A 26,315-nucleotide genomic window follows, 5' to 3' on the forward strand; every position below is an offset into this window, starting at 1 on the left:
GGCTCGCAATTGATGAAGAAGCAGAGGTCTGGACGGCCTCCAGCTTAGGGCCGCGGCTCATTGCGGGACATCAACCTCGTGGGTGTAATCTTCATGGGCATGTGGCTCGAGGCCCGGCATGGGCGCGCCCGTGAAATAACCTAGAGCGCCAGGATGCAGCGGGATGCGCGAGTCGGGTGGCTCGGAGGACGAACCGCTCGGCAGCAGCAATTCGGGAAGGGCGCTGCGGCTCTTGTCCAACGCTTCGGCGATCAACCAGGCATGGCGTGCTGCAAAGTCGTCGCGGCAGACGAACAAATACTCTCCGATGCCAACGACGGTGAACAGTTTGACTGGTCCGTGCTCGGCGAAGGGGGGTCTCCCTTGTCGAAGGGCTGCCGCATCGTCGCGCCGCATCAGCGCGACGTCCAACTGCTGCGAGCTGATCAGACTGGCGATGCGCTCCTTGTGCGGCGCCCTGCTCACCTGAGCCTTGCTGCTCGGCAAGCGATCCGCGAGGACCTCAGCTACCCGCTTGCCGAGCTCGAACGAGGGAGGATCGGCGCGCGAAGTCAGGATCAGCAGGTGACGCCGGCGGTAGACGCCCCACTGGCCATAGGGTGCGTGGCCACAAAGGAACATGGCTGCGGCGCCGGCCCCCGCCGTTCGGAGGAATTCCCGGCGGCTCGGCCTCCCGCCAACCTCAGGACCTTCGGTCTTATGCCACACGCTACTACTTGCGGAATATGGTGGTCGGCAGGATGGCGGAGACTGCGTAGTTCGGCACGTCGACGACATTGCCGATACGCAGGTCGGCGGCCACGCTCGCCACGACATATGCCTGCTCCGGCGTAAGGCCCTTCTCGCTAACCATCCAGTCGATCAGCTCGATCAGGGCGTTGCGCGCCGCCAGCATCAGATCCTCCGAGAGGTTCTCGAGCGGGCCGATTTTCTGGCTGTCAAGGTAGGTATGGTAAGGTGGGATCTGGCCCTTGGCTTTCAGCGGGAAGCCGGTGGTGGCGTAGAACTCGGTCGGCGCCAACCGGATGAGCTGATCGCCGCCTTCGAAGTGCGGGACTTTGACCTTTGCGGCTTGCGCCTTGCGGATCTCGGTGACCAGCGTGACCGTCGCCCCCATCTCGATCGCCGTGCCGGAGACCTCGCCATCGCCTTGCGCGAAATGGACGTCGCCGACGAACAACCCGCACCCGTCCACGAAGCAGGGCAGCAGCAGCGTCGTGCCCACCACCATCTGCTTGATGTCCATGTTGCCACCGTTCTCGCGCGGCGGAATGGTGCGCAGGCACTCATTCTTGCTGCTTCCGTTCTGACCGCAGACATCGCTCGGCAGCGCACCGAGCGGCTGCGGAGTCAGCACGACGCCGCCCGCGCTCTGCAGCGCCGCCTCGCGCGTGAGGATCGTGGCCACCTCGGGCTGGCCCGGCTGCACCCCGACCGTGCCCATAAATCCGTTAAAGGGGATGACGACGCCCGGGATCTGGTCGGAGACCGCCTCCTTGCGGTTGAGTTTCCAATTGGCGATGAACGGCTTGGCGAAGCGATCGCGCAGGAAACCGAAGCCCGGGACGATCACGGTGTAGCCGTAGTCGTCCGGCTGTACGTCGAGGAGTGTCACCGCCAGTACGTCGCCGCGCTGGGCACCCTCGATGAAGACCGGGCCGGTCAGCGGATGGACGAGATTGAGATCGGCCGCCGACACATCCTCGGGCTTGGAGCCGAGGTTGAAGTCGGAGTCGAAGGCGTCGCGCGTCTCAAAGACGATATGCTGACCGGGGTTGGCGCGACTCACCGGCTTAATGGCCGGGTGCATGCGGTTCATGCAGTTCTTGTCGTCGACGCAGTGCGCGCCGGTCTTCGCGACGCGCACAACCTGCCACGCCTTAACGGACGTCGTGTCCGCATGCGCTGCGGTTGCGCTGAGCAGCAATGTCGCGGCCGCAGTGATAATCCAGAATTGCCCGGATTGCATCATTTGCTCCTCCCTCAGCAGAATCGTGACCCTATTCTGGTCGGGACGACGATCGGCAACGCCTTGGGCGCCCGGCGGCACGATGAGGAGATCAAGATCTCGTCCTGACGACCGTCCGGCGAAGCTACTCCCCTTTGGGGTAAGTGCCAACCACCATGGGTCGAAAGGGCGGAAAAGCAGCGGCCTCTTCACCGCCATGGCGTTCTTGTCGGTCCAGCATTTCCTTGTCCTCAAATGTGCAGCGTTTTCAGCGTCGGCGCTGATACGACGGACATATCCTTCGCGGTCAGATCACCGAAACGAACGGCGCGAGACCGATCAGCAACAGGGCGACGCCCGTCGCACCTTCCAGGAGACGGGACAGATGGGCTAGGGATGCGCCATGCCGGATCCAGCTGCGCACGCACCATTCGCGTGCGAAGATCGTCAGCAACGCAACGACGCAGAGCGTCAGGGCGACAGCCAGCAGCATCGCGGCGGCGAAAGCAACGCCGGCCGGTGGGACACCGTTTGCCAGGGCGTAGACCATCGCGAACAACGTGAGGCGGGCACGGTACGAGACCCGCCACAAGTCCCACGGACAAACATCGTGACGGTGTGGCTCACCGCGGATTGCGCGAAAGAGCAGCCCCGATGGCCGCCAGAAGACCGCGGCTCAGCAGTTCGAGGGCGGGGGCGTGCCCGGCACCTCTGGTCGAGTGTGAACGCATGAAGCCACCGGTGCCAACTCATAGCAACGCCCGCTTCTGGCCCCCAAGCCAACATTGCTGGCCTGTCGGTGGATGTCAGCTCTTGCGGGGATAGCGGACGAGGGCAGGGCTCTCCTCAGCTTCCGTAGATGACCCGTTGCGGACATTTCAGCCTTGCGTTCGATCTGAGATATCGTGCAGCCTATGAGGATAACTCCATAGGCCTTTTTTTAGAACCAGGACATTCGCCAAATGCCATCGCCTACGCCAAACCCTCGTGGAGCAGAGTTTTGGAACAGCACCATGGGTCACTCATGGGTTTCGCAGCAAGCCGTGATCAGTGACGTCTTCACGTCGGTCACGAGCGTCAGCTTAGATGCCGCGGCAGCAAAGCCGGGCGAGCATGTGATCGATATCGGATGCGGAACCGGCGACACACTGTTGGCCTTTGCTAAGGCTGTCGGACCATCAGGCGCTGTGTTGGGCGTCGACGTCTCGGTCCCGATGCTTGACTTCGCCAAGCATCGTGCCACCGAGGCGACACTTAGCAACGCAGCCTTTGCACTGGCCGACGCGACGAGCTACGCCTTTGAACCGCGCTGGGCGGATCTAGTTTATTCGCGATTCGGCGTGATGTTCTTCGATGACCCTATCAGGGCCTTCACGAATATCCGCAGCGGCATGAAGGCAGGCGGGCGGCTGGTGTTCGTCTGTTTTCGGACCATGCCGGAGAGTCCATGGTTTCGCGTGCCGATCGAGGCTGCACGGCCGCATGTGCCGCCTCAGCCGCCGGTGGATCCATTGGCACCGGGGATGTTTTCGCTCGCGCGCGAGGAGCGCCTACGTGGCATCCTGACTGAGGCTGGGTTTCGCGAGGTGGCGCTCAAGGCGACCAACGTGCCGATTCACGGCAAGGACACCACGCAAAGCATGGCGTTCATCACGCAGGCTGGCCCGTTGCCTGCGCTCCTCGAAAATGCCTCGGGCGAGCAACGGATACGCGCCACAGAAGCGGTTCGCAACGCGCTCGCCGCAAATATCGGAGCAGACGGGCGCGGCCTGCATGTGGGTCTGTGGCTTGTGTCGGCATTAGCCTAGCGAAGCCAATCCGCCTCAAAAGCAGCTTTGCCAAGTCTGCTCGTGATGTGGTGGACGGCGCCCGCTCCCGGCATCGCAGTGCCATAGGGTGGTTCGTCGAAACGAATCACATGAGGGGAGCCGTCCACATGCAAATTACCACGATCGGTTTGGATATCGCCAAGAACGTGTTCCAGGTTCACGGCATTGACGCGGCCGAGAAGGTGATCGTCAGAAAGCAACTTCGCCGCGGCCAGATTATAGCGTTCTTCGAAGCTCTGGCGCCGTGCCTGGTCGGCATGGAGGCCTGTGCCACGTCGCACCATTGGGCGCGCGAGTTGACGAAGCTGGGCCACGAGGTCCGTCTGATGCCAGCGAAGGATGTGAAGGCCTACGTCAAGCGCAATAAGAACGATGCCGCCGACGCGGAGGCAATCTGTGAGGCGGTGCGGCGCCCGACCATGCGTTTCGTGCGGATTAAGTCGGCCGAGCAGCAGGGCCAGTTGATGCTGCATCGAGCCCGCGACCTGCTGATGCGCCAACGCACCCAGTTGATCAATGCATTACGGGCGCATTTGGCCGAGTTCGGCGTTACGGCTGCACAGGGGCGCGAAGGGATCAAAGAGTTGTTGGCGATCGTCGCACAGGATGAGAGTTCGCGCTTGCCGATCGACGCCCACGCCAGCCTGACCGTACTAGCGGCGCAGCTTCAGGCTGTGCAGACGATGATCGGATCGATCGAGAAACGGATCGTTGCGCAGCATCGCTCGAACGAGGCAAGTCAGCGGCTCGAGACCATCCCCGGTATCGGCGTCGTAGGCGCGACGACCATCACCGCCGTCGTCACGGACCCGAAGGCATTCCGGTCGGGTCGTGATTTTGCGGCCTGGATCGGGATCGTGCCGCGGCAGGATTCGACTGGCGGCAAACAGAAGCTCGGGCCGATCTCGAAACAGGGTGACCAATACCTCAGGCGTATTCTTATTGTCGGAGCCCATTCTGTCTTGCGACGTGCGCGCCAGCAGCCGGAGAAGTATCCCTGGCTCACTCAGCTTCTCGCTCGGCGACCGTTCAAGGTCGTCGCCGTCGCGCTGGCCAACAAGATGGCGCGGATCGCCTGGGCATTGCTGGCCAGGGGTGGGACCTACCGGGCGCCCCAACTTGTGGCAATCTAACAAAGGGCTCGGCAATGGGAGGATGAGGTTGCGTCCGTGCGTTCACGAACTGCAGGGGTGAAGACGACATTGATGCGAAACGGTCGAGACCGTCGATTGGGAAAACCCGTAAGGTGCCACGCGAGGAAAGAACGCGTGCTTTTGTTTGGGACCCGATCAGCGGATCACATCAAGGCCAGCGGCCAAAGCGGCTGCATTCAAAGGCCGAATACATGGCTGCACCCGAACGCTTCGCTGAAACGTCAGATTCCTCTTGCACCGCGGGCGCCGTCCATACATGGCACCTTTGAGACATGCCGATTGTTTTGAGCGATGTCCGCTTTCAGGGGTAACTCGGAAGACATTCGCCCATACTGAGTTCTTCTCAGTTTGACCCGAATGTATGGTCCGGCCGTGCGGTGCAAGAAGATTTCGATGATCCGGTAGATGCGGTCTTGCATCAATGTATCCGGCCTCTGCTTGGAGCGCAGTGCTCCGGGCCATCATGGATATCAGCGCGCATGTGATCTGGTTAGCGGACAGGCCTCGACCGGGCCATTTGGGTCACCAGTGTTCGCATGCGCCGGGAAGACCGATTCTCCATCGTCGTCTCATCTTCTCGCAGACCTCGGCGGGTAAGGGTGTTGTTACGTCATCGATAGCTCCTCACTTCGCGCTGTTCCTTTGTTTGTGCCTGGCGGTCGTTCCTTCGTCCCGGCCTGCGCGCGCAGACGCGCCGCGCGCAAGGGGTCGTCAAGGCCGGCCGTCGTGCTTTCCTGACGTCTTGCTCTCTGCTGCCAGGCTGCGCCTTGACGGCCCCGCGCACGGCGCGAGGGTCAAGCAGGTTGGGACGCCCAGCGGCAGGAAGCGCGACTATTCGAGCTCCGCGCTACAGCACAACTAACATCGGTCCTCGCAGGCCAAGATCTTGTTCAGGAGGGTGAGAAGCGCCTGCGCGCCATCATCGACGCATTCGACACCAAACACGAAATCGTCGATCTTGCCGCTGCTCGAAAAGTGCTGGACACGTTGCACCGATAGACTCTGCCTCAGCGCGGGTGCCCGGTATGATGGGCGGCCCTCCGATAACCAGCGATCGTCCGCTATTGGCACATCGCGTCATTTCGCTGCCCTGCAGAATTTGGTCGCTATCGGGGAATAGCGGACATAGTTCGTGGGGCGGATGAGAGCCCAATGGGCTGTCTCAAGCTGCCACGCGTCCTGCCTGCCATTGCGCGAGCACCTCTTCGCGGGCGATGCCGCGGGTAATGAACACGATGCGCGAGCGGCGGTCGGCGTCGGGCCAGTCGCGGAGTGCGACCGGCGGATGGAAGACATGGTGGACGCCGTGGATCACGACCGGCGTTGCTTCCCCGCGGAGATTGAGAATGCCTTTGACCCGCAGCAGGTCCGCGCCGCGTGCGCTGCGCAGATAGGCGAGCCAGTTTGAGACGGCCATCCAGTCGAGCGGGTCGTCGAACGCGAGCATGAAGCTGGTGATCCCTCCATCGTGGCCGTGATGGGCATGATCATGGTGCTCGTGCGCCGGCTCGCGGGATCCTGCGAATGCCTGCTCGTTAAGCCAGCGCGCAACGTCGACCGCTTTTTTCTCGGGATCGACCAGGCCAGCACCGAACAGCCCCGCCGGATCGATCTCGCCATGCATCACGCTTTCGATCCTCGCGCCGGGGTTGAGCCTGCGGAGACGCTGCTCCAATGCGGCAATATTGCTGACCAAATCGCACTTTGTGATCAACAGCCGGTCGGCCAGCGCCACCTGCTTCACCGCTTCATATTGATGGTCGAGCTGATGGATTGCATTGGCGGCATCGACCGTCGTCACCACGGTGTCGAGCCGCAGAAAATGCGACACCAATGGGTTGTTCAGAAGCAACTGCACGATCGGGGCAGGATCTGCCAGGCCCGTTGTCTCGACGAGAATACGACGAAATGGCGGCACCTCGCCACGGTCGCGTCGCACCAGCAGCGTGCGCAGCGTCTCCTCGAGGTCGCTGCGGATTGTGCAGCAAATACAGCCGCTCGCGAGCACGGCCACCTCGCCATCGATGCGCTCGACCAGCAGATGGTCGAGACTGACTTCGCCGTATTCATTGATGATGACGGCGCTGTCCTTCATGGCGTCGTGGCGCAGCAGGCGATTGAGCAGCGTGGTCTTGCCGCTGCCGAGAAACCCGGTGACCAATGATACCGGCAGCCGCTCGGCGGACTTGTCGCTCTCGAATAAGCTCATCAGCGCCCTCGTCCCTGTCGTTTTACTTTTGTCGCTGGACAACAGCCTAGCGGAGGAGGAGCATGCCGAAAATGGTCTTTTAAGCCCAGCTCAAGGGCCAACCTGGGAGAGAACGATGGACGATCTAGTCAGGGGTGAAGAAAAGAAAGCTGGCGAAGAGACGAAAGCCGGCATCGCAGAAACCGATCGCCGGACCTTGCTGCGTACAGCCGGCCTCGCCGGCGCCGCCGGAGCGGCGCTCGCTGGCGCGGTGCATGGCAAGTTCTCGCTCGCACCGATCACGGCAGCAGAGGCGCAGACGGCCGCTATGCCCAAGGGCGTCGACAGGCCATGGTGGCCCTCGAAATGGGGCAAGGACGACGAGTCCGGCGCATCCAACCACATCACGCCGGCAAAAGTGCTGGATGCGGCGAAATGGATCAAGGACGGCAAGATCTACAAGATCGGCCGGGTCTACGAGCAGGGCATGCCGCTGTTCGGCGCGCGTGCGTTCTCGCTGCGCATTCTCGGTGGTCCGACCGGCGGCCCGTTCGGCGATAACAAGCTTGTGTATCATGACGAATTTCTCGCCACCGAGATCGGCCAGACCGGCACGCAGTTCGATGGTCTTGGCCACATCGGCATCCAGATGGGCAAGGACGGCGACAAGAGCGAGATGCGGTTCTACAACGGCTTCACCGCCCAGGAGATCGGCGACGCGTACGGTCTCAAGAAGCTCGGCACCGAGAAGCTCAAGCCCCTCTTCACCCGTGCGCATCTGGTCGACATGGTCGCACTCAAGGGCGGGATGATGGATGCTGGCCAGGAGATTACCTCAGCCGATATCAAGGCGGCGCTTCAGAAGCAGAACATCCCCGAGAGCGACATCAAGCCCGGCGATGCGATCATGTTCCATACCGGCTGGGGCTCGCTATGGATGAAGAACAATGATCGGTACAACAGCGGAGAACCGGGCATCGGCCTCGACGCCGCCAAATGGGTGATCGAAAAGGACCTCGCGCTCACCGCGGCGGACACCTGGGCGGTCGAAGTGGTGCCCAATCCTGACAAGTCGCTCGCCTTCGCGGTCCATGGCGAGTTGCAGACCAAGCACGGCATCCTCAACCACGAGAACCTGATATTCGACGAGCTGATCGCCGACAGGAAGTACCAGTTCGTCTATTGCTTTACCCCTGCTCCGATCAAGGGCGCCACGGGAAGCAACGGCTGCCCGATCGCGATTACCTGACGAGGTCGCGTTGGCGCGGGGGCGGCGGGCCGCCCACGCCGGTGCTATCGCGATTTCATGAAGGCGCGGGTGCCGAATGTCGATCCATCCAATTTCGCCGCCGGCTAAGCCTATATGGTGGCGCTGGTGGTGGTGCTGGAGCAGTGCAAGAACAATCTGAGCCGCGAGAACATCATGGCCCAGGCGGCGAACCTGAAGGATGTTTCACTGCCGCTGCTGCTGCCGGGCGTCAAGCTCAACACCACACCTTCGGACTATCGTCCGATCAAGGACCGTTATGTGGTCGAGTTTCGCGACAACCAGTTCGTGGTGATCAGCGAATTGCTTCGCGGCGGGTTGTGAGACGATGACCTGCCCCCGTTGTCGTGCGCTTCATCGGGGCTGACGGCAAGACGGTCTGACAGGTCGCGCCATGGCGGCACCTGAACGTTGGATTCATAAGATTGCCGTTGAGCCCGCGACGTCCGCTTTCGGTGGCATTGCAGACATGGGCGGACTTGCTGCTGGCCCGGCCCGCGCAGCCCTTTTTCGCAAAATACGCCTCAGCTTCCGGCGATAGATGCACATTGCCCATCTGGCCCGAGCCAAGAATTAGCTGCTCGCATCCGTTCTCAAAGACGAACTTCGCTTCGTCCTTCGAGAGGACATGCGAGGTGCCGTAGTACTTCTTCGACAGTTTTTTCTTCCGCCTTGCCACTTCGCCGGACAGACGAATGATCACGTCGTGTTCATAGGTCTTTCCGTCAATCGTGATGGTGCCGAATGTAGTGCGTTCGATCTCCATGGCCTGACCTCCTCATGAACTCGGCACGAGGCCCCGACTCCGTGTCGGCAGACGAGCCTGGCATCGATGTCAGGGCACCGCTGCTTCGCGTCGCTCGCCAGACTCCACAGATCGCTCCACCCCGTGTCGGCCAGCTTCGGCGGAGGCGTGCATCCGCGCTGTTGGCCCCGCGTCCAATCCCTTTCCCGGGATTGCTCCCTTCCGGCATAGGTATGGCGAAGCCCACCATCCAGCAAGCGCGAGATCGGGCTGAAGTGTTATGGGGCGCTACACGCCCGGAATGGGTCACGAGCGCCGGTTCCCTGGAACGTCCGTCTCGAGACGCTGGTGCGTTGGCATCGGGCGGGCTAAAACGGCGTGAGAACGCATCGGTTTTTGAATAAAGATGCGCCAATCTTCCCGGCTCAGCCACCGGCGTCATGACTTCACACGCTCTTCTGGGCGGATCGCTACGTTCGGGTTTAAGCTTTTCGGTGCACACACACACGCGCACGTTCAGCCTTGAACCCCACGCTTCCGGTGATCGGCCAGCCCCTTAGCGGTGCAAGAGAAGCATAAACTCCCGTCACCATGTCGGTCGCGGTCATGGCGGTCGGAACCGGCAGCCTGACGGTGCGATCGGTTGCTTCATTCACCGAGCGGACCTTGATTATTGTCGTGTCCACTCGAAATGATCCTGATGCTCGTCCAACTGTTCAGCTTTTACAAGTGCTATCGTTACGGGACGAGTGCGGTCGCGCCGCTTGGGCTGGTCTTCTCCGTTATGCGGTCGGCTATTGACGGGTTGGAGGGGGCGAGGAATGGTGTTCGCGCGTCGCCGCTACGACGAGGCGCGGCGATAGGGCCGCGGGCACCGAGCCCGCTTCATCAAGATGTCGCTGCGCGGACGGGTTTCCGCCAACTGGACACGTGGGAGCAGCTTCCATGTCAGCCAAGGACGTCAAATTCTCTGTCGAGGCCCGTGCAAAGATGCTGCGTGGCATCGACATCCTCGCCGATGCGGTGAAGGTCACGCTCGGTCCGAAGGGTCGCAACGTTGTGTTGGACAAGGGATTCGGCGCGCCCCGTATCACCAAGGACGGCGTCACCGTCGCCAGGGAGATTGAGTTCGAGGACAGATTCGAGAACATGGGGGCGCTGATGGTGCGCGAGGTGGCGTTGAAGACCTCCTACGTTGCCGGTGACGGCACCACCACCGCAACTGTGTTGGCAGCGTCCATCGTTCACGAAGGCGCAAAGGCGATCGCTGCCGGCATGAACCCGATGGATCTCAAACGCGGCGTGGACCTCGCTGTCAAAGCGGTGGTCGATCATCTGAAGGCGAACTCCAAGGCGGTCACCTCGAACGAGGAGATCGCTCAGGTTGGCACGATCGCGGCGAACGGTGACCAGGAGATCGGCCGTTTTCTCGCCGAGGCGATGAAGAAGGTCGGCAACGAAGGCGCAATCACAGTCGAGGAAGCGAAGTCGATCGAGACCAAGCTCGACGTGGTCAAGGGCATGCAGTTCGACCGTGGTTACATCTCCCCTTACTTCATCACCAACGCCGACAAGATGTCGGTCGAGCTCGAGGATCCCTATGTCCTGATTTACGAGAAGAAGCTCTCAAGCCTGCAGGAATTGCTGCCGCTGCTCGAAGCGGTGGTGAAGACGGGTAAGCGGCTGCTCATCATTGCTGATGACGTCGAGGGCGAGGCGCTTGCAACCCTCGTCGTCAACAAAGTGCGCGGTGGCCTGATGGTGGCAGCGGTGAAGGCGCCGGGCTTCGGTGACCGTCGCAAGGCCATATTGCAGGACATAGCCATCCTGACCGGGGGCACGGCGATTTCCGAGGATCTCGGCGTCAAGCTTGAAAGCGTCCAGCTCGACATGCTGGGCCGCGCCAACAAGGTTTCGATCGAGAAAGATAACGCGACCATCGTCGGCGGCGCCGGCAAGAAGACCGGCATCGAAGCGCGCATGGATCAGATTAAGGCAGAGATCGAGGAGACCACCTCGGACTACGATCGTGAGAAGCTGCAAGAACGCCTCGCCAAACTCGCCGGCGGCGTGGCGGTGATCCGCGTCGGCGGCGCGACCGAGGTCGAGGTAAGAGATCGCGTCGATCGCGTCGACGACGCAATCCATGCGACCCGCGCCGCGGTCGAGGAAGGCATCCTGCCGGGCGGCGGGGTCGCGCTCTTGCGCGCGACCAAGGCGCTCGGCAAGCTGACCGCGGCCAACAGAGACCAGAAGACCGGAATCGAGATCGTTAGGAAGGCGCTCTCCTGGCCGGCGCGTCAGATCGCGCTCAATGCTGGGGAGGACGGCTCGATCGTGGTCGGCAATATCCTGGAGAAAGAGCAGTACGCGTTCGGCTATGACGCGCAGGCCGGCGAGTACGGCAACCTGATCCAGAAAGGCATCATCGATCCGACCAAGGTGGTACGTACCGCGTTGCAGGATGCGGCGTCGGTCGCCGGTCTACTGATCACGACCGAGGCAATGGTTGCCGAGCTGCCGAAACCGCCGCCTCCACCTCTACCAGGGCATGGCCACGGCCCCCACCACGGCGATATAGAGTTCTGAGCCGATTGGAGGTCGCGACAGGACTGGTCCCGGAACAGCCTGTCCGATCCGTGTCGATAAGATCAATGCCCGAGATGCTTCGAGAGCCGAAGAAGCCTGGCGCGGCCGCAACGGCCACTGCGCCTTGTGAGGCCGTCCGAGGTAGGATAACCTTAGGGAGTAACAAGTCTGATCGCTTTCTTGAGACGTCTGCCGGTCTATCGCCTTAGTGGCGCAGGGAGGGTGGCGTGGTTGAGGAGATCAGGGCAGCCGGCCTTACGCGCCGGGCCGTATTGACCGCGGCGGTTGCGGGGGGCGCTGGTATTGCGGGCGCCATGCTTGCCTCACCGGCGAACGCCAGCGACGATGCGGCGGAGCTAATCAAGCATCTGATCGGAAAAACCCCGACGGAGTCAGATCGCCTTCAGCTTGCGATGCCGCGGGTGTTCGCTAACGGCTACACCGTGCCGCTTACGCTCGTGATCGATAGCCCCATGACTGAATCCGATCATGTGCGGGATGTCCGTGTGCTGGCGCCGCGAAATCCGCTCATCACTGTCGCGACCTTTCATTTCGTTCCGCAGCGCAGCGAACCCCGGGTGTCGACACGGATCCGCCTGGCCCAACCGCAAGATGTTCTGGCGGTCGCCGAGATGAATGACGGTACGCTTCTGATGACGAGAGCCTGGGTCGAGGTTGCTACGAACGGGTGCGCCTGATGTAGAAAGGAGGCGGAGAATGGCCACTCCGACACCACGCGTGCAAGTGCCCCGCACCGCAGTAAAGGGCGAGATTATTAAGATCAAGGCCCTGATCGAACATCAAATGGAGACGGGTCTGCGCCGTGACAGCAGCGGCGAGGTGATTCCCCGCAAGATCATCAACCAGTTTGTCTGCCGCTACCACGACGAGGTGGTGTTTAGCGTCGACCTGAATGAGGCCATGGCTGCCAATCCCTATTTTGAGTTCTACCTCCGCGCGACAACGAGTGGGCGGCTTGACTTCGTCTGGAAAGAGGATGGTGGCCGCGTCTTCGCGTTGAGACACGATCTCCTGGTCGGGTGATGACGGCGCGACGACCAAGCGTCGCGGTGCTCGTCGGTGCCTGGCGCGGCTGGCGGTCGAAATGCAAAATGTTGGCCGCATGCCGTGCGGGATTCCGCACTCCTAAAATTCCTGGGCGTTTGCTCGTGCTGGCGATTGCTGCGAATCCGATCCCTCTTGCCGCTTCAGCACGCGCGGCCGCCAATGATCAAGGCGGGCAACTCGCAGCAGTGTGCGCCTCCTGCCATCGCCTGGATGGGGGCGAGAAGGGCATTCCGTCCATGATTGGCCTGGATGAAGACCGGCTCACACGTGCGATGCTCGCGTACCGATCGGGCGAGCGATCAAGCCATATAATGCGAGCCATCGCCCTGTCGCTCAGCGATGAGGAGATCGCGACCGTGGCACGTTTTCTGGCCGCGCAGGGAAAGAAGGCCGAGCCCCCATGAAGTCCTGGACGCGTCGCGAGTTCGGTGGCCTGACGGGAGCAGCGGTTTTGACAGCGCTCCGTCCGCGAAGGGCGCGTTCTCAGGCCAAGGCGAAAGTTGCCGTGATCGGCGGCGGGGTGGGCGGCGCAACGGTGGCCCGATATTTGGCCTCTGGCACCGCGCCGGTCGAAGTGACACTCGTCGAGCCGAGCGGACTTTACTCGACCTGCTTCTTCAGCAACCACTATCTCGCCGGGCTTCGCTCTTTCGAATCGCTCACCCACGGCTATGAGACCCTGAGGCGGCAATACGGCATCGCCGTCGTCCACGATTCCGCGGCGATGATTGATCCGGTGGCGAAGATTGTCGGCCTGAGCAGCGGCGCAAAGCTGTCCTACGACCGCGTCGTATTGGCTCCTGGTATCGCGTTCCAAGACCGTGCCATCGACGGCTATGACGCGGCGGCCATGCAGATCATGCCCCACGCGTGGAAGACGGGGGCACAAACCAAGCTACTGCGCAAACAATTGCAAAGTATGGAGGACGGTGGTGTTTTCGTGCTGGTCGTTCCTCCAGATCCATTCCGCTGCCCGCCCGCGCCGTACGAGCGGGCGTCCCTGGTTGCGTCCTATTTCCAGCGGCATAAGCCACGGTCGAAGATCCTTGTGCTCGACGCGAAGAGCACATTCACGGGGCAGGACCTGTTCCAGGACGCCTGGCAGCGCCATTACCCGGGAATGATAGAATGGCTCCCGGCCGAATTCACCGGCGGGGTCAAGGCGGTCGACGTCAAGGCCCGATCGGTGATAACGGCAGAAGAGACGTTCAAGGCTGCGGTCGCCAACGTCATCCCGGCGCAAAAGGCTGGGCATCTGGCCCAGCAACTGGGTCTCGCTGACCGATCGGGGTGGTGTCCGGTTGATCCGATCACGTTCGAGTCGACGCTGCAACCCAGCATCCATCTCGTGGGCGATGCGATCATCGCCGGCGATATGCCGAAATCCGCCTTTTCCGCGAACAGCCAAGCTAAGGCGTGCGCCTTCTCCGTCGCGTCGGTACTGACAGGATCCTCGCGTAGCACGCCGCATCTGTTCAATACTTGTTATACGTTTCTCGCCCCAGACGACGCATGGAGCAACGCCATCAGCTACAAGCCTCTCGCCGGGACGATCAGAACCGAGCATGCGTTTATTAGTAAAGTGGACGAAAGCTCCGAGATGCGCCGCCGTGCTGCGCGTGAAGCGGAAGGCTGGTACGAAGCTTTTACCCGCGACGTGTTCGGCTGACGAGTGGCGTTCAGGGAATCGCCTAGCCAGCGATAACCGGAATGCTGGACGCGTGCATGGCGGGAGCGCTTTCAACCGCCGCCGATTGATCCGGAGCCGCCGACGGAACGGGATCCGGCAGTCGCTCCAGCCGCAGCGAGTTTAAAACGACGATGATGCTCGATCCGGCCATGATTGAGGCCGCCAGCACAGGCTGCAGCCATCCGAGCATCGCCAGGGTCACGGCGATGCAATTATAACCGAACGCCCACATCAGGTTGGTAAGGATCGTCATGCGAACCGCGCGGGCGACGTCGACCGCCCACGGCAGCATCCAAAGCCCACCAGCGGGCAGCACGAGCGCCGCGGTCTCGCGGGCGAGGTCCGTCGCCGAACCAACGGCAATTCCGACGTCCGCTCGGGCCAGAGCAGGTCCGTCGTTAAGGCCGTCGCCGACCATCGCCACAACGCCGTAGGTTTTCTGGTACCGGTCCAGGGCCACCGACTTGGCCTCCGGCGCAAGGCCCGCCCGGATATCTTCGGTCTCGAACCCGACCGCGGCTGCGATTCGCTGTGCCGCAGCAGGAAGATCGCCGGTCAGCAGCATCACGCGCAGGCCGCGGTAGCGTAGTGCTTCGACCGTCGCGCGCGCCTCTGGCAGCGGCGTATCGTCGAGCGACAACACGGCATTCACCCGCCCACCCCAACCGACATAGACCACTGAGTGACCGCTCGCCTCGCGCGATCGCCCTTGCTCGGCCAGGGCCGGCGGCAGCAAGCAGCCTAGATCGCGCATGAAGGCGCCACTTCCGGCCGCCACTGGATGACCTTCGGCGCTGCCGCAGATGCCACGGCCGGGCACGGTCCGCACGTCGCGGGTGGGGACCGGCTCGAGTCCGCGCGCGGCGGCCGCCACGGCGACGGCGTGGGCAAAGCCGTGCTCGGAATGGCGTTCCAGGCCGGCGGCGCGCGTGAGCACTTCGTTCGTGTCGACCCCCTCGCTATCGATGCCGACGACACGCGCGTTGCCTGAGGTGAGCGTGCCGGTCTTATCGAAGGCGAGCACTCGCGTTCGCGCGAGCGCCTCCAGTGCGACCGGGTCGCGGACCAAGCAGCCGCGCCGGGCCAGTTGTCCGATGCCGAGCGATGTGGCCATCGGTGCGGCAAGGCCCACCGCGCAGGGACAGGCCACCACCAGTACGGCGAGGCCAATGAGCAGCGCACGGTCGAACGGCAGGTGCTGCGCCCAATAAATCGCGGTCCCCACGCCGAGCAGCAGAATGAGCGGCACGAACGCTCCGACAATACCGTCGGCGAGGCGCTGGCTTGGGCTCCGGCGGAGTAAAGCTTCGCGAGTTGATCGGCAGATCTGCGCCCAGCGGGTCGCAGTTCCCGCGCCGCTGCTTCGGATCAGAAGCGGGCCGTCGAGGTTGATGCTGCCTGCGACGACCGGCGAGCCGACGCCCCTAGCGATCTGCCGGCTTTCCCCGGTAATCACGGCTTCATCGGTGTGCGATGCCCCTTCGACGATCACGCCATCGACGGGAATGCGCTCCCCTGGCCGAACCCGCACAAGCATGCCAGCCCTAACCTCGCGCACCGGCCGGCATTGCTCCGCGTCGCCATCGACTACGGTGGCCAATTCGCTTTCCGCTGCCAACAGCGGCTGCAGATCGCGCGCCGCCCGTGCGCGCCCGACGGCGTCGAGATAGTAGCCGACCGTGAACAGCATCAGCACCATGCAGGCGGTATCGAAGTAGACCTGCGGGCTGCGCTCGATCGTTGCGAAGATGGAATAGACGTAGGCGGCACCGACGCCGAGCACGATCAGCGCCGAGGCGGTCAGCCGTCCCTGCGTGGCATGGGTCCATGTCTCGCGCAGGAACGGTCCGCCGAGAATGACCACGGCAGGCGTAGCGAACAGCCAGAGCAGGAGATGAATCCACGGAAGCATATCCGCATCGACGCCGGCGAAGGGGTCGGTGTAGATCAGCAGGCTGAACATCATGACGTTCATAGAGAGAAAGCCCCCGACGCCGAGCCGGACCAGCAACCACGCGGCGTCCCATTCGTAGCGATTTCCGCTCTGTACCTGATGGGCAATGCAGCAGCCGTAGCAGCAGAACGTACAGCTCTCGCCATTCACCGTGCGTCGCATCGCGCGCCGCCCGGTGGGCAACAGGCAATGCCGGCACAAGGTATCGTCGGCTGCCGTCATATGGCGTGTCCCCCGTGCCAGCTATCGGCGACATGTCCGGCGAAGGGCAACAGCCCGCGCCCGAGTGTAATCAATCCCAGCATAAGGATGCATGTGCCAGCCAGCCAGACGCCACGCTGCCGCCACGCAGGCGCAAGAGTGTAGCCGACGCCGCCCATCAGCAGCATGGCGGGAAAGGTCCCGAGGCCGAATGACGCCATGGTGAGAAAGCCGGGGAGGGCTCCGGCGGTGCTCGCGGCCTGGGCGGCGAACGCGTACACCAGAGGACAAGGCAGGAAGCCGTTGAACACGCCGAATGCCAGCGCCGCCGCATGGCCCGGCGCCTTCAAGAGGTTGCGCAACGATACCGCGAGCGTGCTACCGCCGAACCCGGTCGCGAGGCGATGCAGGCCCGGCAGCAGCCCGAAGAATTGCAGCGCCATGCCGATCATGAGCAGCCCGGCCACAATGGCCATAATACGCTGGCCACTGTCGAGCGGACCGCTTAGCAGCGGCGCCGTCGTCCCCTGCGATGTACAGATCACCTGGCCAAGCGCCCCCGCGAGCGCGCCCAAAAAGCAATAACTCGTCAGCCGGCCCGTGTTGTACAGAAGGTGGCGCAGCAGCGTCGCACCGCTTCCTTGCGGATCGCGGCCCAGCGCACAGGCGAAGCCGCCGCACATACCGATGCAGTGGAAGCTGCCTGCGAACCCCGCTGCGAAAATGACAATATAGGCGGTCATCGCAGACGCCCTGTTTACTCATGACCCTACGCCTCAGCCGCGAGGTCCCCTATTCTCGAACGAGGTAAATCAGCCAGGCAATGAAGCCGACGGTGCAGGTCGCATAGATCACGAAGGCGATGACTTGGGATGGGCCTGCATCAGCAAACAAGAAAGCCGTGTTTTCCAGCATGGTCCCCTCCGTCAGCGCAGGGAAATCAGCACCACGTTCATGGCCACTTCGCCCGCCAGGAACAGCAGGTTCACGCCTGCGACCACGAGAACAATCTTCGCTGCCAGCATGTCCGCTCTCCCTCTAACGAGTTCCCTAACAAGTCCCCGGATTCAGCGGGCCTAGTCAGGCCGCCCCGGCCCAACGCCGCCCCAATAGGCGTACATGTAGTACAGGCCCCATGCGAAGAGGACTGCGTAGGTGACAAGCAGCCACGCCGGGATATATCCGACGCGGGCCTGAATAGTGCCGCCAGCGTATTCTTCCAGATCCGGAGGCGAGCTCTCACGCACCTCCAGCCTGGGGTGCGTCGGGCTTTCCGGGTCGCTCTGCTGTAGGTCCGTCATCGCCGACCTCCCGTTGATAAAACCGTAACGCTGCTTCATCTGCCCCGCGGAACGCGCCCGAGAATACGCCCCAAACGAAGATGCAGACCGCACCGAGGCTCATCATCAAGGCGGCGAGATAGGGTCCGACGATTTCGAAATTGGTGATCATCGTTCATTCTCCTTGGCGGCCGCTTGAGGTTGTTTGGCCGTCGCCTCCTCACGCGGATTGCCACGCGCCGCCTTCGATCCGCCGGTCCTCTGCGCGCGCCCGTTCGGAATATAGGCTTTGTCCGGCGTGTCCGCTTGCAGTTTAGGATCGTTGAGCGCGGTGCGATCCGCGGATGCGATCGGGAGCGGCTCGCCCGTGATGGGATCCGTGAAGGCGGAGAGCGAGAGCACGTAATAGGCGAGTGCCCAGCGGTCTTCCTCGGGCAGCGAGTCGCGGTAATTGGGCATCGGCGTGCCGCTCAGCCCGGTCGTCATGGTGCGGAAGATGTCTTCGACCGCCGGACCCGATTTGAACTGGCCGGTGGTCAGATCGGCGGGCGGGATCGGAAAGCCGAGATCGTCCTTCAGGCCAGCAGCCTTTTCGCCATCGCCCTTGCCGGTATTGCCATGGCACTCCCAGCATTTGGCGATCCGCCAGACCTCTTTGCCGCGGGCGAGGATCTGCTGCGACGGGGCCGGCGGCCGCTGGATATATAAGGGAGCGCCCGGCGGTTCCTCGATGAAGAACGAGTACGGCTTCGCCGGATCGGAGCGGTCGACCGCCAGCTCATATTTGATGTATTGGATGACCGCGAGCCGATCCGTCAGCGGCAGCTCATACCAGGGCGGCATGGCGGTGCCGCGCACGCCCCGCGTGATCGTGCGCAAGAGATCGCCATCGGTCGGGACAGGTTCCTTGGTCAGCCTGAACTTGAAGACCGCCGCTGCGAAGCTTCGCGGCCGCTGCCGATACAGGAACGTCGCAGCGGGGCCGTTCCCGTCGCCCTTGACGCCATGACAGCCGAGACACCGCCGCTCATAGACGACACGGCCATAGGCAATCCACTCGGAAGAGCGCGGCAGCGTGGCCTGCGTCACCTCAAGCTGCTGCGGCTCGAACACGTCGCGCCATTTGCCACGGTTCATGCCGAGCTTTTGCAGATAGGCAATCAGACTTTCGAGTTCTTTCGTCTCGGCCGCGATCATGACCGTGTTGCCGATATATTCGTTGTTTGGGATCAGGATCACCGGGGCTTTATCGCGTGCTTCCAACGGTACGAACAGCAGTCCGCCGGGGTTCGGCGTAAGTTTGATCTGCACCTTGCTTGCGAAGTCGAAGAGCTTTTGCGTGATCGCATTATTTTCCAGCGTGCGATTTCCGGCCCCGTCATCGACGATCTTGACCGGATCCCGGGGCGTGTCGAACAGTCCCCGATACGGCGCCATGATCGAGTCAGGCAATAGCTCGCGCGGATTCCAGAAATGGGCGAAATGCCACTCGTTGCTGAATTTGAGCCCGACCCGGGTCAGGTCCGGCCCGATGCGCCGGGTGCCGAACAGATGCGGCACGTCATAGGCGTATTCGCCGGCCTCGCTCACCGGGCCCCAGCGGCGCGTCTCGCCGGTCACCGGGCGCACATATTGCGAGTGGCAATACCAGCAGCCCTCGCGCAGATAGACTTGGCGGCCGAGCCGCTGCGTCGGCGTGTAATCGGTGGCGTCGCTGAGCATCCATTTGAGCTGGCCGTAGTCGGTACGGACGACTGCAGTCACCTCGCTGGTCCGGGCCGAGGGCTCAATGAAGGGGAGAACGCCCTGGGTGAGGACGGCGAGGAAGAAGAAGATGATGCCGGCGACCAGTGCGACAAAGCGCGCGCTGATGGCTTCAGGCTTCCAGCGCCACCAGGCACGCCACCGGGCGGCGCGGCTTTCGCCGCCTCCACCATGTGGCCGAGTGCCGTCGTCATGCGCACTCATTCGGCCGGCCTCCCAACCGGGATCGCTGCGGGCTCAATCGACGGCGCCGGGGCCACGACCCGACTGGTCAGCGCCGTCATCGCCAGATTGATGACCAAGAGAGACATGCCGACATCCATGCTGATGCCGGACATTGTGCGCACCAGCCAGTAGGGCTGCATCCACACTACGGTGTCGAGCCAGTCGGTGCCGCTCATCCACTGAAAGCCCTGCTGCAGGCCGGCGGCGGTCAGCACCAGGCCCATGGTGGCAATGCCGACGGTAATCAGCCAGAACGACCAGTTGCCAAGCCTGAAGGACCATAATTCGCGCTTGAATGCCCGCGGCCAGACATAGACCAGACCGCCCATCGCCCAGACAACGAAGGTCCCGAATACGGTGAGGTGCGAGTGGGAGATGACGAAGTCGGAGAAGTGGGTGGGCTGCTGAACTGCGCGCAAGGCTTCGGTCGAGCCCTGGAAGCACCCGATGAGATACATTAGCGAGCCCATGATCAGGAACTTGGCAGGCAGGTTGCGCCCGAACTCGTGCCACTTGCCCGTCATCGTCCCGAAGAAATTCACCAGCACGGTCCACACCGGAATGATGAGAAGCATCGAGGTGATGACCGCCAGCGTTTCGGCCCAGTCGGCAATTGGACTGTAGAGATAATGATGGATGCCGACGAAGGGATAGAACAGGGCGAGCGACCAGAAGCCGACCAAAGAGAGCTTGTGCGCAAACAGCGGATTGCGCGCGCTAACGGGGAGAAAATAGTAGATCAGCACATAGCCCGCCGGCGTCAGCCACAGCCCGACGATGTAGTGGATGTACAGACCATGAAAGGCCGCGCTGTTGATGCCGGAAATCGTGTAGGGCAAGATAAAGCTGCCGAGGACGAGATTCATCGTCGTCCAGATGAAGGTGGCGATCAGGTACCAGAGCGCAACATAAAGCGGCGGCTCCAGTCGCTGCCCGATGGTGATGAGGAATTGCGCGGTCACCGTCGCGACGACGATGAAGATCGGGATTTCGGCGAACAGCGGAAGCTCGCCAGCTTCAAGACCGTGATTCTGGCCGAATGCCAGCGACACCAGACCGGCGAAAACGGCGATACTCCATAGCCAGGCCAGCGGAACGCCCAGTTGCGACCAGACCACGCGAACGCCGCATAGGCGCGGCACAAGGTAATAACATTCGCCGATGAACAGCGTCGAAAAGGCGCCGAAGATGACGCCATTGACGTGCACAGGCCGCAGCCTGCCGAAGGTGAGCCCTATTGCGTTGCCGAGATAATCGGGATGATTGAAGAGGCTTGAGAGGGCGACGCCGATCGATGGCGTGACAAGGAGCCAGAACATCCCGAAATAAAGCCACGTTCGCACAACCCGCCAGTCGACCAGATCATCCAGATCGATGCCGGTGAACCTGCCGTGCAACGTCTCGGTCATGGCGCGTCCCCTCCGCTAACCGATCCGACGGTAGGCTGGGGCCAATTCTCAGCGCGTTTTCCGCAGCGGCCTCCGTGAGGCCATCATGCCCCTCCGCATGCGGGGCACGATCCGGAATGCGCAACGCTCCAAAATTTCTCTTGACTCTTTTCTTATGTTAAGACAATCATTTAGGATTGTCATCCACAATTAATTGTCGATTCCCCACAAATTTTCGTGGATAGGGGAGGTCGGCTATGAGTGTCGCCAAGCTGCTGTTCGCAGCCGCCTTCACGGCGGGAATGAGCATACCTGCGCAAGCATACGAAGAGGGTCCGGTCGCAGGTGGCGGAGCGCTCGAAGGCACGGTCGTGTTCCGCGACACAGTGCCAACACGGAAGATCATCCCAACAAAAGATGTTGAGGTCTGCGGCGGCGCCCGCGAGGAGCCGGTGATGCAGATTGGGCCCAACCAAAGCGTACAGAATGCAGTGGTGTACCTGTCCCAGGTAACGAAGGGAAAAGCTTGGCCGCCGACTGCCAAGACGCCAGAAATCGATAACGTCAAGTGCCGCTTCGTGCCCGAGGTTCAGGTGATCCGCGCGGGGAAGCTGGACGTCGTCAACAGCGACCCAATGCTTCACAACACGCACGGCTACTACGGCAAGCGCACCGCCTTCAATCTCGCCCTGCCGAACCAGGGACAGCGAATTCCGGTCGAGTTGCCGCGGTCCGGTGTCGTGCGCATCGACTGCGATGCACACGGCTGGATGGAAGGTTGGATCTACGTGACCGATAATCCCTACTACACGATCACCGGCGCCGACGGCAAGTTCAGCATCACGGACGTCCCGCCCGGCAACTATACGCTCGTGGCATTTCAGCCCTTTATCGGGCCTGTCCAGCAGTCCGTGACCGTGGCGGCGGGAAAGCCGACGCCTCTCACAATCGAATTGAAGAAGCCCTAGACTTCGGCGCGTCGGACAGCCGGGACAAAGGGACCGACTTCCATCGGGGGGATGCCCATCGGAGGAGGCACCGATGTCTGAGCTCGAGCAAGATCGGCGCGAAATAGCTACGGAGCTTAACCAACCCGGGGTGCGACCTGATCCGACGCTGCGGATTACCCGGCGGACGTTCATTCATCGGTCATGTCTGGTGGGCGCGGCGAGTGTGGCAGAGACCTTCGCTTGGTGGCCGCTGATGAATACCATCGACGTCGCCCACGCTGCCGAGCAACCCTTCAAGTTCGCCTGGATCTCCGACACCCATCTCTATCCGAAGTCTCTCAACACGCGCTTCGTCGAAAAGACAGTGCGCGCAGCGAAGGAAGTCCAGGCCATGAGCCCGCCGGCGGACTTTATGATTTTCGGCGGCGACCTAGCCCAGCTCGGCAAGATTGAGGAGCTCGAACTCGGCAATGAGATCCTGAAGGAAGTGAAAATTCGAAAGGTCTTCATCCCGGGCGAGCACGACTGGTACCTCGACATGGGCAAGAAGTGGGGCGAGCTGTTCGGCCCGGCCAACTGGACCTTCGATCACAAGGGGGTGCGATTCATCGGCCTCGACACGGTCAGCCGCGCTCCGGACTATTGGAGCATGAAGAAAATGAGCCCCGAGGAGCGCATGGCGCACATGTCGGTCCTCGACGGCACTGTCGCTGGCCCGTGGGCCGGGGTTGGCCGCGATCAACTTGATTGGCTGCAGAAGACGCTTTCCACATGGGATCGAAACCGGCCCGTTGTCATTTTCAGCCATAATCCGCTTTACGAGTATTATCCACCTTGGAACTTCTGGGTGCGTGACTGGCGCGAAGTCAATGACGTGCTGAAGCCTTATGCCAAGGTCACCAACATCCACGGTCACGTCCATCAGGTGCTCTATAACGAGATCGGCAACGTACGCTCGATCGGCATGCTGGCGACCGCGTGGCCTTGGCCCTATGCGCCGGAGGGTGTGCCCAAGCTTACCAAACCGATGATCCGCGTCGACCCAGGCGACATCTACGACGGCGTCGGATGGGGCAAAGTTGACGTGACCGAAGGGGACAAGGTCGACGTCGAATACGTGATGTGGGGGCGGAAGGAGGTCTTCGCCCAGTCCCCGGAGGACGCCAGTAAAAGTATTCCTGAGGTCCTGCGCCCACGAATCGCCGACACGATCTGGCCGTACTAGGGAGCGCACCATGATCACCCGAACGACATGCTCTCGAACCGTGTTGTTGATTGGGGTCCTTGGAACTGTTGCTGTACTTGTGGGTCCGGTCGATGCTCATAAGACGCCGATAAAGCAGGAACAGCTGAAAGCCTACCAGGACGCTTTCATGGAGGAGGTCAGAAAGGGCGATCTCCTTTTCCACGGCGATGAAGCGATGGCTAAACAAATGGGGGTCGTGCTCTCAACCACTGGGATGGCATGCGCCATGTGCCATCCCCAAACTGCGGATACCCACCCGCACACATTCCCGAAGTTCCAAGCGCAGATGGCCAAATTCGCGACACTCCGCGACATGATCAACTGGTGCATCGAGAAGCCCAACCAGGGCGAGAAGATCGATGATGGCTCCGAGGCGATGAAGGCCTTGGAAGCGTACATTTACTGGTCGAACAGCGGCTCGGTATTGACGCCGGGCAAATTTTAGCTCGACCTGGACGGTGCCCGTGCCGGTCCGCGAAAGGCGGTTGGTGATCCCGCAAGGGAGGGACACTGATGTACATGAATCGCGCGCGTAAGTTCGTTCGATTGTTGATCCGTCCGCAGGCGCTTGCCAGCATCGCGTTCGCAGCGGCGCTGACGACGAGTTACCCGTACGTGCCAGCCGCCGCGCCAGTCACGATCGGCGGCCCATGGACGCTTATAGCTCCCGACGGCGCGACGGTGACGGATCAGAGTTACGGCGGCAAATGGTTGCTGGTTTTCTTCGGATACACTTCCTGTCCGAATACCTGCCCGATGACTCTTCATGAGGTCGCCATCGCACTTGAGAAGCTTGGCCCGGACGTGGCCGAGGTGCAGCCGCTCTTTATCACCGTCGATCCGCAGCGCGATACTCCCGACGTCATCGGAGAATACACCCGCTCGTTCGATTCACGGATCGTCGGGCTCACCGGGAACGCGGAGCAAATCGCCGCGGCAGCCAAGGAGTACGGAGTCTATTACGTCACTCGCACATACGGCGCGGGTGCCGAAGATCGCGTCGTCGATCACAGTTCCTATCTCTATGTGATGGACCCGCAAGGGAAATTCGTGCGGGCCTTTGACGCGGACACGCCGGGCGATCGCGTTGCCGCCACGTTGCGCGAACTTGTGCGACAATCTCGCGTCCGAACGAACGAGGGGGTCAGATAAGATGCTGACGTGGTGTTACGATGGTGGTGGGAGCCGCCAGGGCCGCAGGAGTCGGCCGCCGCATGAATTATGACGCCTTTTTCACGGACGCGATCGGGCGCGTGCGGCGAGAGTTGCGTTACCGCGTGTTCGCCGACCTAGAGCGGATCGCAGGCCGACTTCCTCGCGCGATCTGGCATTCACCGCAAGGCCCGCGTGAGGTCGTGATCTGGTGCTCCAACGATTATCTCGGCATGGGCCAACATCCGAAAGTGATTGGCGCAATGGTCGAGATCGCGACAAGGATGGGAACGGGCGCCGGTGGGACGCGCAATATTTCTGGCACGAATCATCCTCTCGTGGAGCTTGAGCGCGAGCTCGCCGACCTTCATGGCAAGGAGGCGGCGCTCGTCTTCACATCGGGTTACGTGTCGAACCAAACCGGCATGGCAACCGCTGAACGATACGATGCGATGACGTATCTAGACGAAGTCCATGCTGTCGGCATGTACGGCCCTGCCGGAGCCGGGATTGCGGCGCGTGAGGGCGTGATGCAGCGCATCGATGTGATTGAGGGGACGCTCGCGAAGGCATTCGGCTGCCTGGGCGGTTACGTTGCCGGTAGCGCGAACCTTGTCGATGCGGTCCGCTCCTATGCTCCCGGCTTCATCTTCACCACTGCGCTGCCGCCAGCAATTTGCGCGGCGGCAACGGCCGCTATTCGCCACCTGAAGAGCTCGCAATCGGAGCGAACGCGCCAACAAGAATGTGCTACGCGCGCGAAGTCCGCACTGACGGCGGCAGGTCTGCCGATCATGCGGAGCGAGACCCATATTCTGCCGGTCATGGTCGGCGACCCGGAGAAATGCAAGCGCGCGAGCGACTTGTTGCTCTCCGAGCATGGCATCTATCTCCAACCAATCAATTATCCGACGGTGCCGAGGGGAACCGAGCGGCTGCGCATTACGGCGACGCCCTATCACGATGATGTTTTGATCGATCAATTGGCAGAGGCGCTTACAGATGTCTGGCGCCGGGTCGCCTTGCCGCTCGAGGGCTGCTTGATCGATGCGGCGGAGTGAAGGAACAACGTCCTGTCCCCGTCGCAAACCTTATGAGGTGGAGCATTCGACTACACCGCCGGCACTGCCCAAGTGAGGAGCGCGATAGACTCGAAGCATGCTTTGAGGCATTCACTAAACGGAATCGAGCGAGGGACCCGCACAATGAGCGAATGGCGGGACATCAGTACCGCACCTAGAGACGGGGTGTTCGTTCTGCTGCACAATGACTGCTGGTCGAGCGATGTGGAAGGATTTTGGCACAAGGGAAGTCAGTGCTGGTCTGCCAACACGCGCATCCCGGGCATCGAAAACCGCGTAATCAGTCCGGAGCCGCCGACGCACTGGAAACCACTAACGGTCGAAGAAGAGAAATACTGAAACCGCTTAAGCGCAAGCTCTGGTGGCACCCGTCACAGCGCATCGCAAAGTCGCAATGACAATCAAAGATGCGAAGGTGAACTATTCTGTGCTCGTACGCTGAGGCTGGCGGGCGAGCGGGAACCCACGATCATGATTCCCCTCGGCGTTCGCTTTGCAGAATTTTTAGCGTTCCCATGGTCGTGGCGACAGTGCGTTTGCCGAGGAGAAGAAAAAGGCCGCGCCGCCAGAGCCGAGTGTAATGTTCGCTATTGAT

General features: G+C 61.9%; 26 protein-coding genes and 2 pseudogenes. 15 read left to right on the forward strand and 13 right to left on the reverse strand.

The features are described 5' to 3' along the window. Positions 1-57 precede the first annotated feature (57 nt). The 4 genes and pseudogenes from RX328_RS25430 to RX328_RS25440 form a co-directional block, all read right to left on the reverse strand. The gene (locus RX328_RS25430; RefSeq protein ID WP_249727339.1) at positions 58-621 is read right to left on the reverse strand and encodes a hypothetical protein; all 564 of its coding nucleotides are present in this window, start codon (positions 619-621) and stop codon (positions 58-60) included. 15 nt (positions 622-636) lie between these two features. Then, positions 637-777, reverse strand: a pseudogene (locus RX328_RS43840) (hypothetical protein); the annotation flags it as partial. Continuing rightward, positions 713-1,972 (reverse strand): acetamidase/formamidase family protein, encoded by a 1,260-nt coding sequence (locus RX328_RS25435; RefSeq protein ID WP_213257326.1) that lies wholly within the window; start codon positions 1,970-1,972, stop codon positions 713-715. The pseudogene RX328_RS43840 and the gene RX328_RS25435, both read right to left, overlap by 65 nt. 283 nt (positions 1,973-2,255) lie before the next feature. After that, complete coding sequence (locus tag RX328_RS25440) at positions 2,256-2,498, reverse strand: hypothetical protein (protein ID WP_213257324.1); 243 nt, start codon at positions 2,496-2,498, stop codon at positions 2,256-2,258. Between the two features lie 463 nt (positions 2,499-2,961). Between RX328_RS25440 and RX328_RS25445 the strand changes: the two genes are divergently transcribed. Beyond that, a complete protein-coding gene (locus RX328_RS25445) occupies positions 2,962-3,756 on the forward strand; it encodes a class I SAM-dependent methyltransferase (RefSeq protein WP_213257322.1) in 795 nt (264 codons plus the stop codon). Between the two features lie 128 nt (positions 3,757-3,884). Next, positions 3,885-4,910 (forward strand): IS110 family transposase, encoded by a 1,026-nt coding sequence (locus tag RX328_RS25450; RefSeq protein WP_213257643.1) that lies wholly within the window; start codon positions 3,885-3,887, stop codon positions 4,908-4,910. An 879-nt stretch (positions 4,911-5,789) separates the two neighbouring features. On the opposite strand, the gene RX328_RS25455 is transcribed toward RX328_RS25450, so the two are convergent. Continuing rightward, positions 5,790-5,924 (reverse strand): hypothetical protein, encoded by a 135-nt coding sequence (locus tag RX328_RS25455; protein WP_317258499.1) that lies wholly within the window; start codon positions 5,922-5,924, stop codon positions 5,790-5,792. A 169-nt stretch (positions 5,925-6,093) separates the two neighbouring features. Continuing rightward, positions 6,094-7,140 (reverse strand): CobW family GTP-binding protein, encoded by a 1,047-nt coding sequence (locus RX328_RS25460; protein WP_213253156.1) that lies wholly within the window; start codon positions 7,138-7,140, stop codon positions 6,094-6,096. A 115-nt stretch (positions 7,141-7,255) separates the two neighbouring features. Here RX328_RS25460 and RX328_RS25465 point away from each other — a divergent pair, with 115 nt between their 5' ends. Next, on the forward strand, positions 7,256-8,368 hold the full coding sequence (locus tag RX328_RS25465) for a cyclase family protein (protein WP_213253155.1): 1,113 nt from the start codon (positions 7,256-7,258) through the stop codon (positions 8,366-8,368). 45 nt (positions 8,369-8,413) lie between these two features. Then, positions 8,414-8,710 (forward strand): annotated as a pseudogene (locus tag RX328_RS25470) (branched-chain amino acid ABC transporter substrate-binding protein); the annotation flags it as partial. Here the strand turns inward: RX328_RS25470 and RX328_RS25475 are convergent. After that, entirely contained in the window at positions 8,682-9,152 is a 471-nt protein-coding gene (locus tag RX328_RS25475) for a hypothetical protein (protein WP_213253153.1), read from the reverse strand. The pseudogene RX328_RS25470 and the gene RX328_RS25475 sit on opposite strands and share 29 nt — an antisense overlap. Before the next feature lie 924 nt (positions 9,153-10,076). Here RX328_RS25475 and groL point away from each other — a divergent pair. The 5 genes from groL to RX328_RS25500 all read left to right on the forward strand — a co-directional run bounded on the left by groL (position 10,077) and on the right by RX328_RS25500 (position 14,457). Then, positions 10,077-11,720 carry a chaperonin GroEL gene (gene groL, locus RX328_RS25480; RefSeq protein WP_213253152.1) on the forward strand — a complete coding sequence of 548 codons (1,644 nt, stop codon included), beginning with the start codon at positions 10,077-10,079 and terminating at the stop codon, positions 11,718-11,720. A gap of 227 nt (positions 11,721-11,947) precedes the next feature. Then, complete coding sequence (locus RX328_RS25485; RefSeq protein ID WP_312018053.1) at positions 11,948-12,418, forward strand: thiosulfate oxidation carrier protein SoxY; 471 nt, start codon at positions 11,948-11,950, stop codon at positions 12,416-12,418. Positions 12,419-12,437: 19 nt separating this feature from the next. Next, positions 12,438-12,764 (forward strand): thiosulfate oxidation carrier complex protein SoxZ, encoded by a 327-nt coding sequence (soxZ, locus tag RX328_RS25490; RefSeq protein ID WP_213253151.1) that lies wholly within the window; start codon positions 12,438-12,440, stop codon positions 12,762-12,764. Between the two features lie 125 nt (positions 12,765-12,889). Then, positions 12,890-13,192 carry a c-type cytochrome gene (locus RX328_RS25495; protein ID WP_312018052.1) on the forward strand — a complete coding sequence of 101 codons (303 nt, stop codon included), beginning with the start codon at positions 12,890-12,892 and terminating at the stop codon, positions 13,190-13,192. Then, positions 13,189-14,457 carry an NAD(P)/FAD-dependent oxidoreductase gene (locus RX328_RS25500; protein ID WP_213253150.1) on the forward strand — a complete coding sequence of 423 codons (1,269 nt, stop codon included), beginning with the start codon at positions 13,189-13,191 and terminating at the stop codon, positions 14,455-14,457. The genes RX328_RS25495 and RX328_RS25500 overlap by 4 nt, the downstream gene beginning before the upstream one ends. A 22-nt stretch (positions 14,458-14,479) precedes the next feature. On the opposite strand, the gene RX328_RS25505 is transcribed toward RX328_RS25500, so the two are convergent. From RX328_RS25505 to RX328_RS25530, 6 genes are all read right to left on the reverse strand, one after another. Beyond that, complete coding sequence (locus RX328_RS25505) at positions 14,480-16,654, reverse strand: heavy metal translocating P-type ATPase (protein ID WP_249726671.1); 2,175 nt, start codon at positions 16,652-16,654, stop codon at positions 14,480-14,482. Then, positions 16,651-17,376, reverse strand: a complete 726-nt coding sequence (locus RX328_RS25510; RefSeq protein ID WP_213253149.1) for a sulfite exporter TauE/SafE family protein — start codon at positions 17,374-17,376, stop codon at positions 16,651-16,653. Before RX328_RS25510 ends, RX328_RS25505 begins: the two co-directional genes overlap by 4 nt. Before the next feature lie 49 nt (positions 17,377-17,425). Beyond that, on the reverse strand, positions 17,426-17,548 hold the full coding sequence (locus tag RX328_RS25515) for a hypothetical protein (protein WP_283772390.1): 123 nt from the start codon (positions 17,546-17,548) through the stop codon (positions 17,426-17,428). 161 nt (positions 17,549-17,709) lie between these two features. Beyond that, complete coding sequence (locus RX328_RS25520; protein ID WP_213253148.1) at positions 17,710-17,934, reverse strand: hypothetical protein; 225 nt, start codon at positions 17,932-17,934, stop codon at positions 17,710-17,712. Between the two features lie 147 nt (positions 17,935-18,081). Next, a complete protein-coding gene (locus tag RX328_RS25525) occupies positions 18,082-19,881 on the reverse strand; it encodes a cbb3-type cytochrome c oxidase subunit II (RefSeq protein ID WP_249726670.1) in 1,800 nt (599 codons plus the stop codon). Then, on the reverse strand, positions 19,878-21,311 hold the full coding sequence (locus RX328_RS25530; RefSeq protein ID WP_213253147.1) for a cbb3-type cytochrome c oxidase subunit I: 1,434 nt from the start codon (positions 21,309-21,311) through the stop codon (positions 19,878-19,880). The genes RX328_RS25525 and RX328_RS25530 overlap by 4 nt, the downstream gene beginning before the upstream one ends. A 236-nt stretch (positions 21,312-21,547) precedes the next feature. Between RX328_RS25530 and RX328_RS25535 the strand changes: the two genes are divergently transcribed. The 6 genes from RX328_RS25535 (at position 21,548) to RX328_RS25560 (ending at position 26,059) form a co-directional block, all read left to right on the forward strand. Then, a complete protein-coding gene (locus RX328_RS25535) occupies positions 21,548-22,258 on the forward strand; it encodes a carboxypeptidase regulatory-like domain-containing protein (RefSeq protein WP_213253146.1) in 711 nt (236 codons plus the stop codon). Between the two features lie 73 nt (positions 22,259-22,331). Continuing rightward, positions 22,332-23,465 carry a metallophosphoesterase family protein gene (locus RX328_RS25540; protein WP_213253145.1) on the forward strand — a complete coding sequence of 378 codons (1,134 nt, stop codon included), beginning with the start codon at positions 22,332-22,334 and terminating at the stop codon, positions 23,463-23,465. Positions 23,466-23,475: 10 nt separating this feature from the next. Further along, on the forward strand, positions 23,476-23,931 hold the full coding sequence (locus tag RX328_RS25545; protein WP_213253144.1) for a c-type cytochrome: 456 nt from the start codon (positions 23,476-23,478) through the stop codon (positions 23,929-23,931). 68 nt (positions 23,932-23,999) lie between these two features. Beyond that, complete coding sequence (locus RX328_RS25550; protein ID WP_213253143.1) at positions 24,000-24,638, forward strand: SCO family protein; 639 nt, start codon at positions 24,000-24,002, stop codon at positions 24,636-24,638. Between the two features lie 62 nt (positions 24,639-24,700). Further along, the gene (locus RX328_RS25555) at positions 24,701-25,699 is read left to right on the forward strand and encodes an aminotransferase class I/II-fold pyridoxal phosphate-dependent enzyme (protein WP_213253142.1); all 999 of its coding nucleotides are present in this window, start codon (positions 24,701-24,703) and stop codon (positions 25,697-25,699) included. A gap of 144 nt (positions 25,700-25,843) precedes the next feature. Continuing rightward, entirely contained in the window at positions 25,844-26,059 is a 216-nt protein-coding gene (locus tag RX328_RS25560) for a hypothetical protein (RefSeq protein WP_213253141.1), read from the forward strand. The last annotated feature ends 256 nt before the right edge of the window (positions 26,060-26,315 follow it).

Source organism: Bradyrhizobium sp. sBnM-33 (assembly GCF_032917945.1).
Classification (GTDB): domain Bacteria; phylum Pseudomonadota; class Alphaproteobacteria; order Rhizobiales; family Xanthobacteraceae; genus Bradyrhizobium.

Bases quoted from the DNA above. Each gene is read 5' to 3' on its own strand.
- RX328_RS25430 (WP_249727339.1), bottom strand. From the start codon at position 621: ATGTTCCTTTGTGGCCACGCACCCTATGGCCAGTGGGGCGTCTACCGC.
- RX328_RS25435 (WP_213257326.1), bottom strand. From the start codon at position 1,972: ATGATGCAATCCGGGCAATTCTGGATTATCACTGCGGCCGCGACATTG.
- RX328_RS25440 (WP_213257324.1), bottom strand. From the start codon at position 2,498: ATGGTCTACGCCCTGGCAAACGGTGTCCCACCGGCCGGCGTTGCTTTC.
- RX328_RS25445 (WP_213257322.1), top strand. From the start codon at position 2,962: ATGGGTCACTCATGGGTTTCGCAGCAAGCCGTGATCAGTGACGTCTTC.
- RX328_RS25450 (WP_213257643.1), top strand. From the start codon at position 3,885: ATGCAAATTACCACGATCGGTTTGGATATCGCCAAGAACGTGTTCCAG.
- RX328_RS25460 (WP_213253156.1), bottom strand. From the start codon at position 7,140: ATGAGCTTATTCGAGAGCGACAAGTCCGCCGAGCGGCTGCCGGTATCA.
- RX328_RS25465 (WP_213253155.1), top strand. From the start codon at position 7,256: ATGGACGATCTAGTCAGGGGTGAAGAAAAGAAAGCTGGCGAAGAGACG.
- RX328_RS25475 (WP_213253153.1), bottom strand. From the start codon at position 9,152: ATGGAGATCGAACGCACTACATTCGGCACCATCACGATTGACGGAAAG.
- groL (WP_213253152.1), top strand. From the start codon at position 10,077: ATGTCAGCCAAGGACGTCAAATTCTCTGTCGAGGCCCGTGCAAAGATG.
- soxZ (WP_213253151.1), top strand. From the start codon at position 12,438: ATGGCCACTCCGACACCACGCGTGCAAGTGCCCCGCACCGCAGTAAAG.
- RX328_RS25500 (WP_213253150.1), top strand. From the start codon at position 13,189: ATGAAGTCCTGGACGCGTCGCGAGTTCGGTGGCCTGACGGGAGCAGCG.
- RX328_RS25505 (WP_249726671.1), bottom strand. From the start codon at position 16,654: ATGACGGCAGCCGACGATACCTTGTGCCGGCATTGCCTGTTGCCCACC.
- RX328_RS25510 (WP_213253149.1), bottom strand. From the start codon at position 17,376: ATGACCGCCTATATTGTCATTTTCGCAGCGGGGTTCGCAGGCAGCTTC.
- RX328_RS25515 (WP_283772390.1), bottom strand. From the start codon at position 17,548: ATGCTGGAAAACACGGCTTTCTTGTTTGCTGATGCAGGCCCATCCCAA.
- RX328_RS25520 (WP_213253148.1), bottom strand. From the start codon at position 17,934: ATGACGGACCTACAGCAGAGCGACCCGGAAAGCCCGACGCACCCCAGG.
- RX328_RS25525 (WP_249726670.1), bottom strand. From the start codon at position 19,881: ATGAGTGCGCATGACGACGGCACTCGGCCACATGGTGGAGGCGGCGAA.
- RX328_RS25530 (WP_213253147.1), bottom strand. From the start codon at position 21,311: ATGACCGAGACGTTGCACGGCAGGTTCACCGGCATCGATCTGGATGAT.
- RX328_RS25535 (WP_213253146.1), top strand. From the start codon at position 21,548: ATGAGTGTCGCCAAGCTGCTGTTCGCAGCCGCCTTCACGGCGGGAATG.
- RX328_RS25540 (WP_213253145.1), top strand. From the start codon at position 22,332: ATGTCTGAGCTCGAGCAAGATCGGCGCGAAATAGCTACGGAGCTTAAC.
- RX328_RS25545 (WP_213253144.1), top strand. From the start codon at position 23,476: ATGATCACCCGAACGACATGCTCTCGAACCGTGTTGTTGATTGGGGTC.
- RX328_RS25550 (WP_213253143.1), top strand. From the start codon at position 24,000: ATGTACATGAATCGCGCGCGTAAGTTCGTTCGATTGTTGATCCGTCCG.
- RX328_RS25555 (WP_213253142.1), top strand. From the start codon at position 24,701: ATGAATTATGACGCCTTTTTCACGGACGCGATCGGGCGCGTGCGGCGA.
- RX328_RS25560 (WP_213253141.1), top strand. From the start codon at position 25,844: ATGAGCGAATGGCGGGACATCAGTACCGCACCTAGAGACGGGGTGTTC.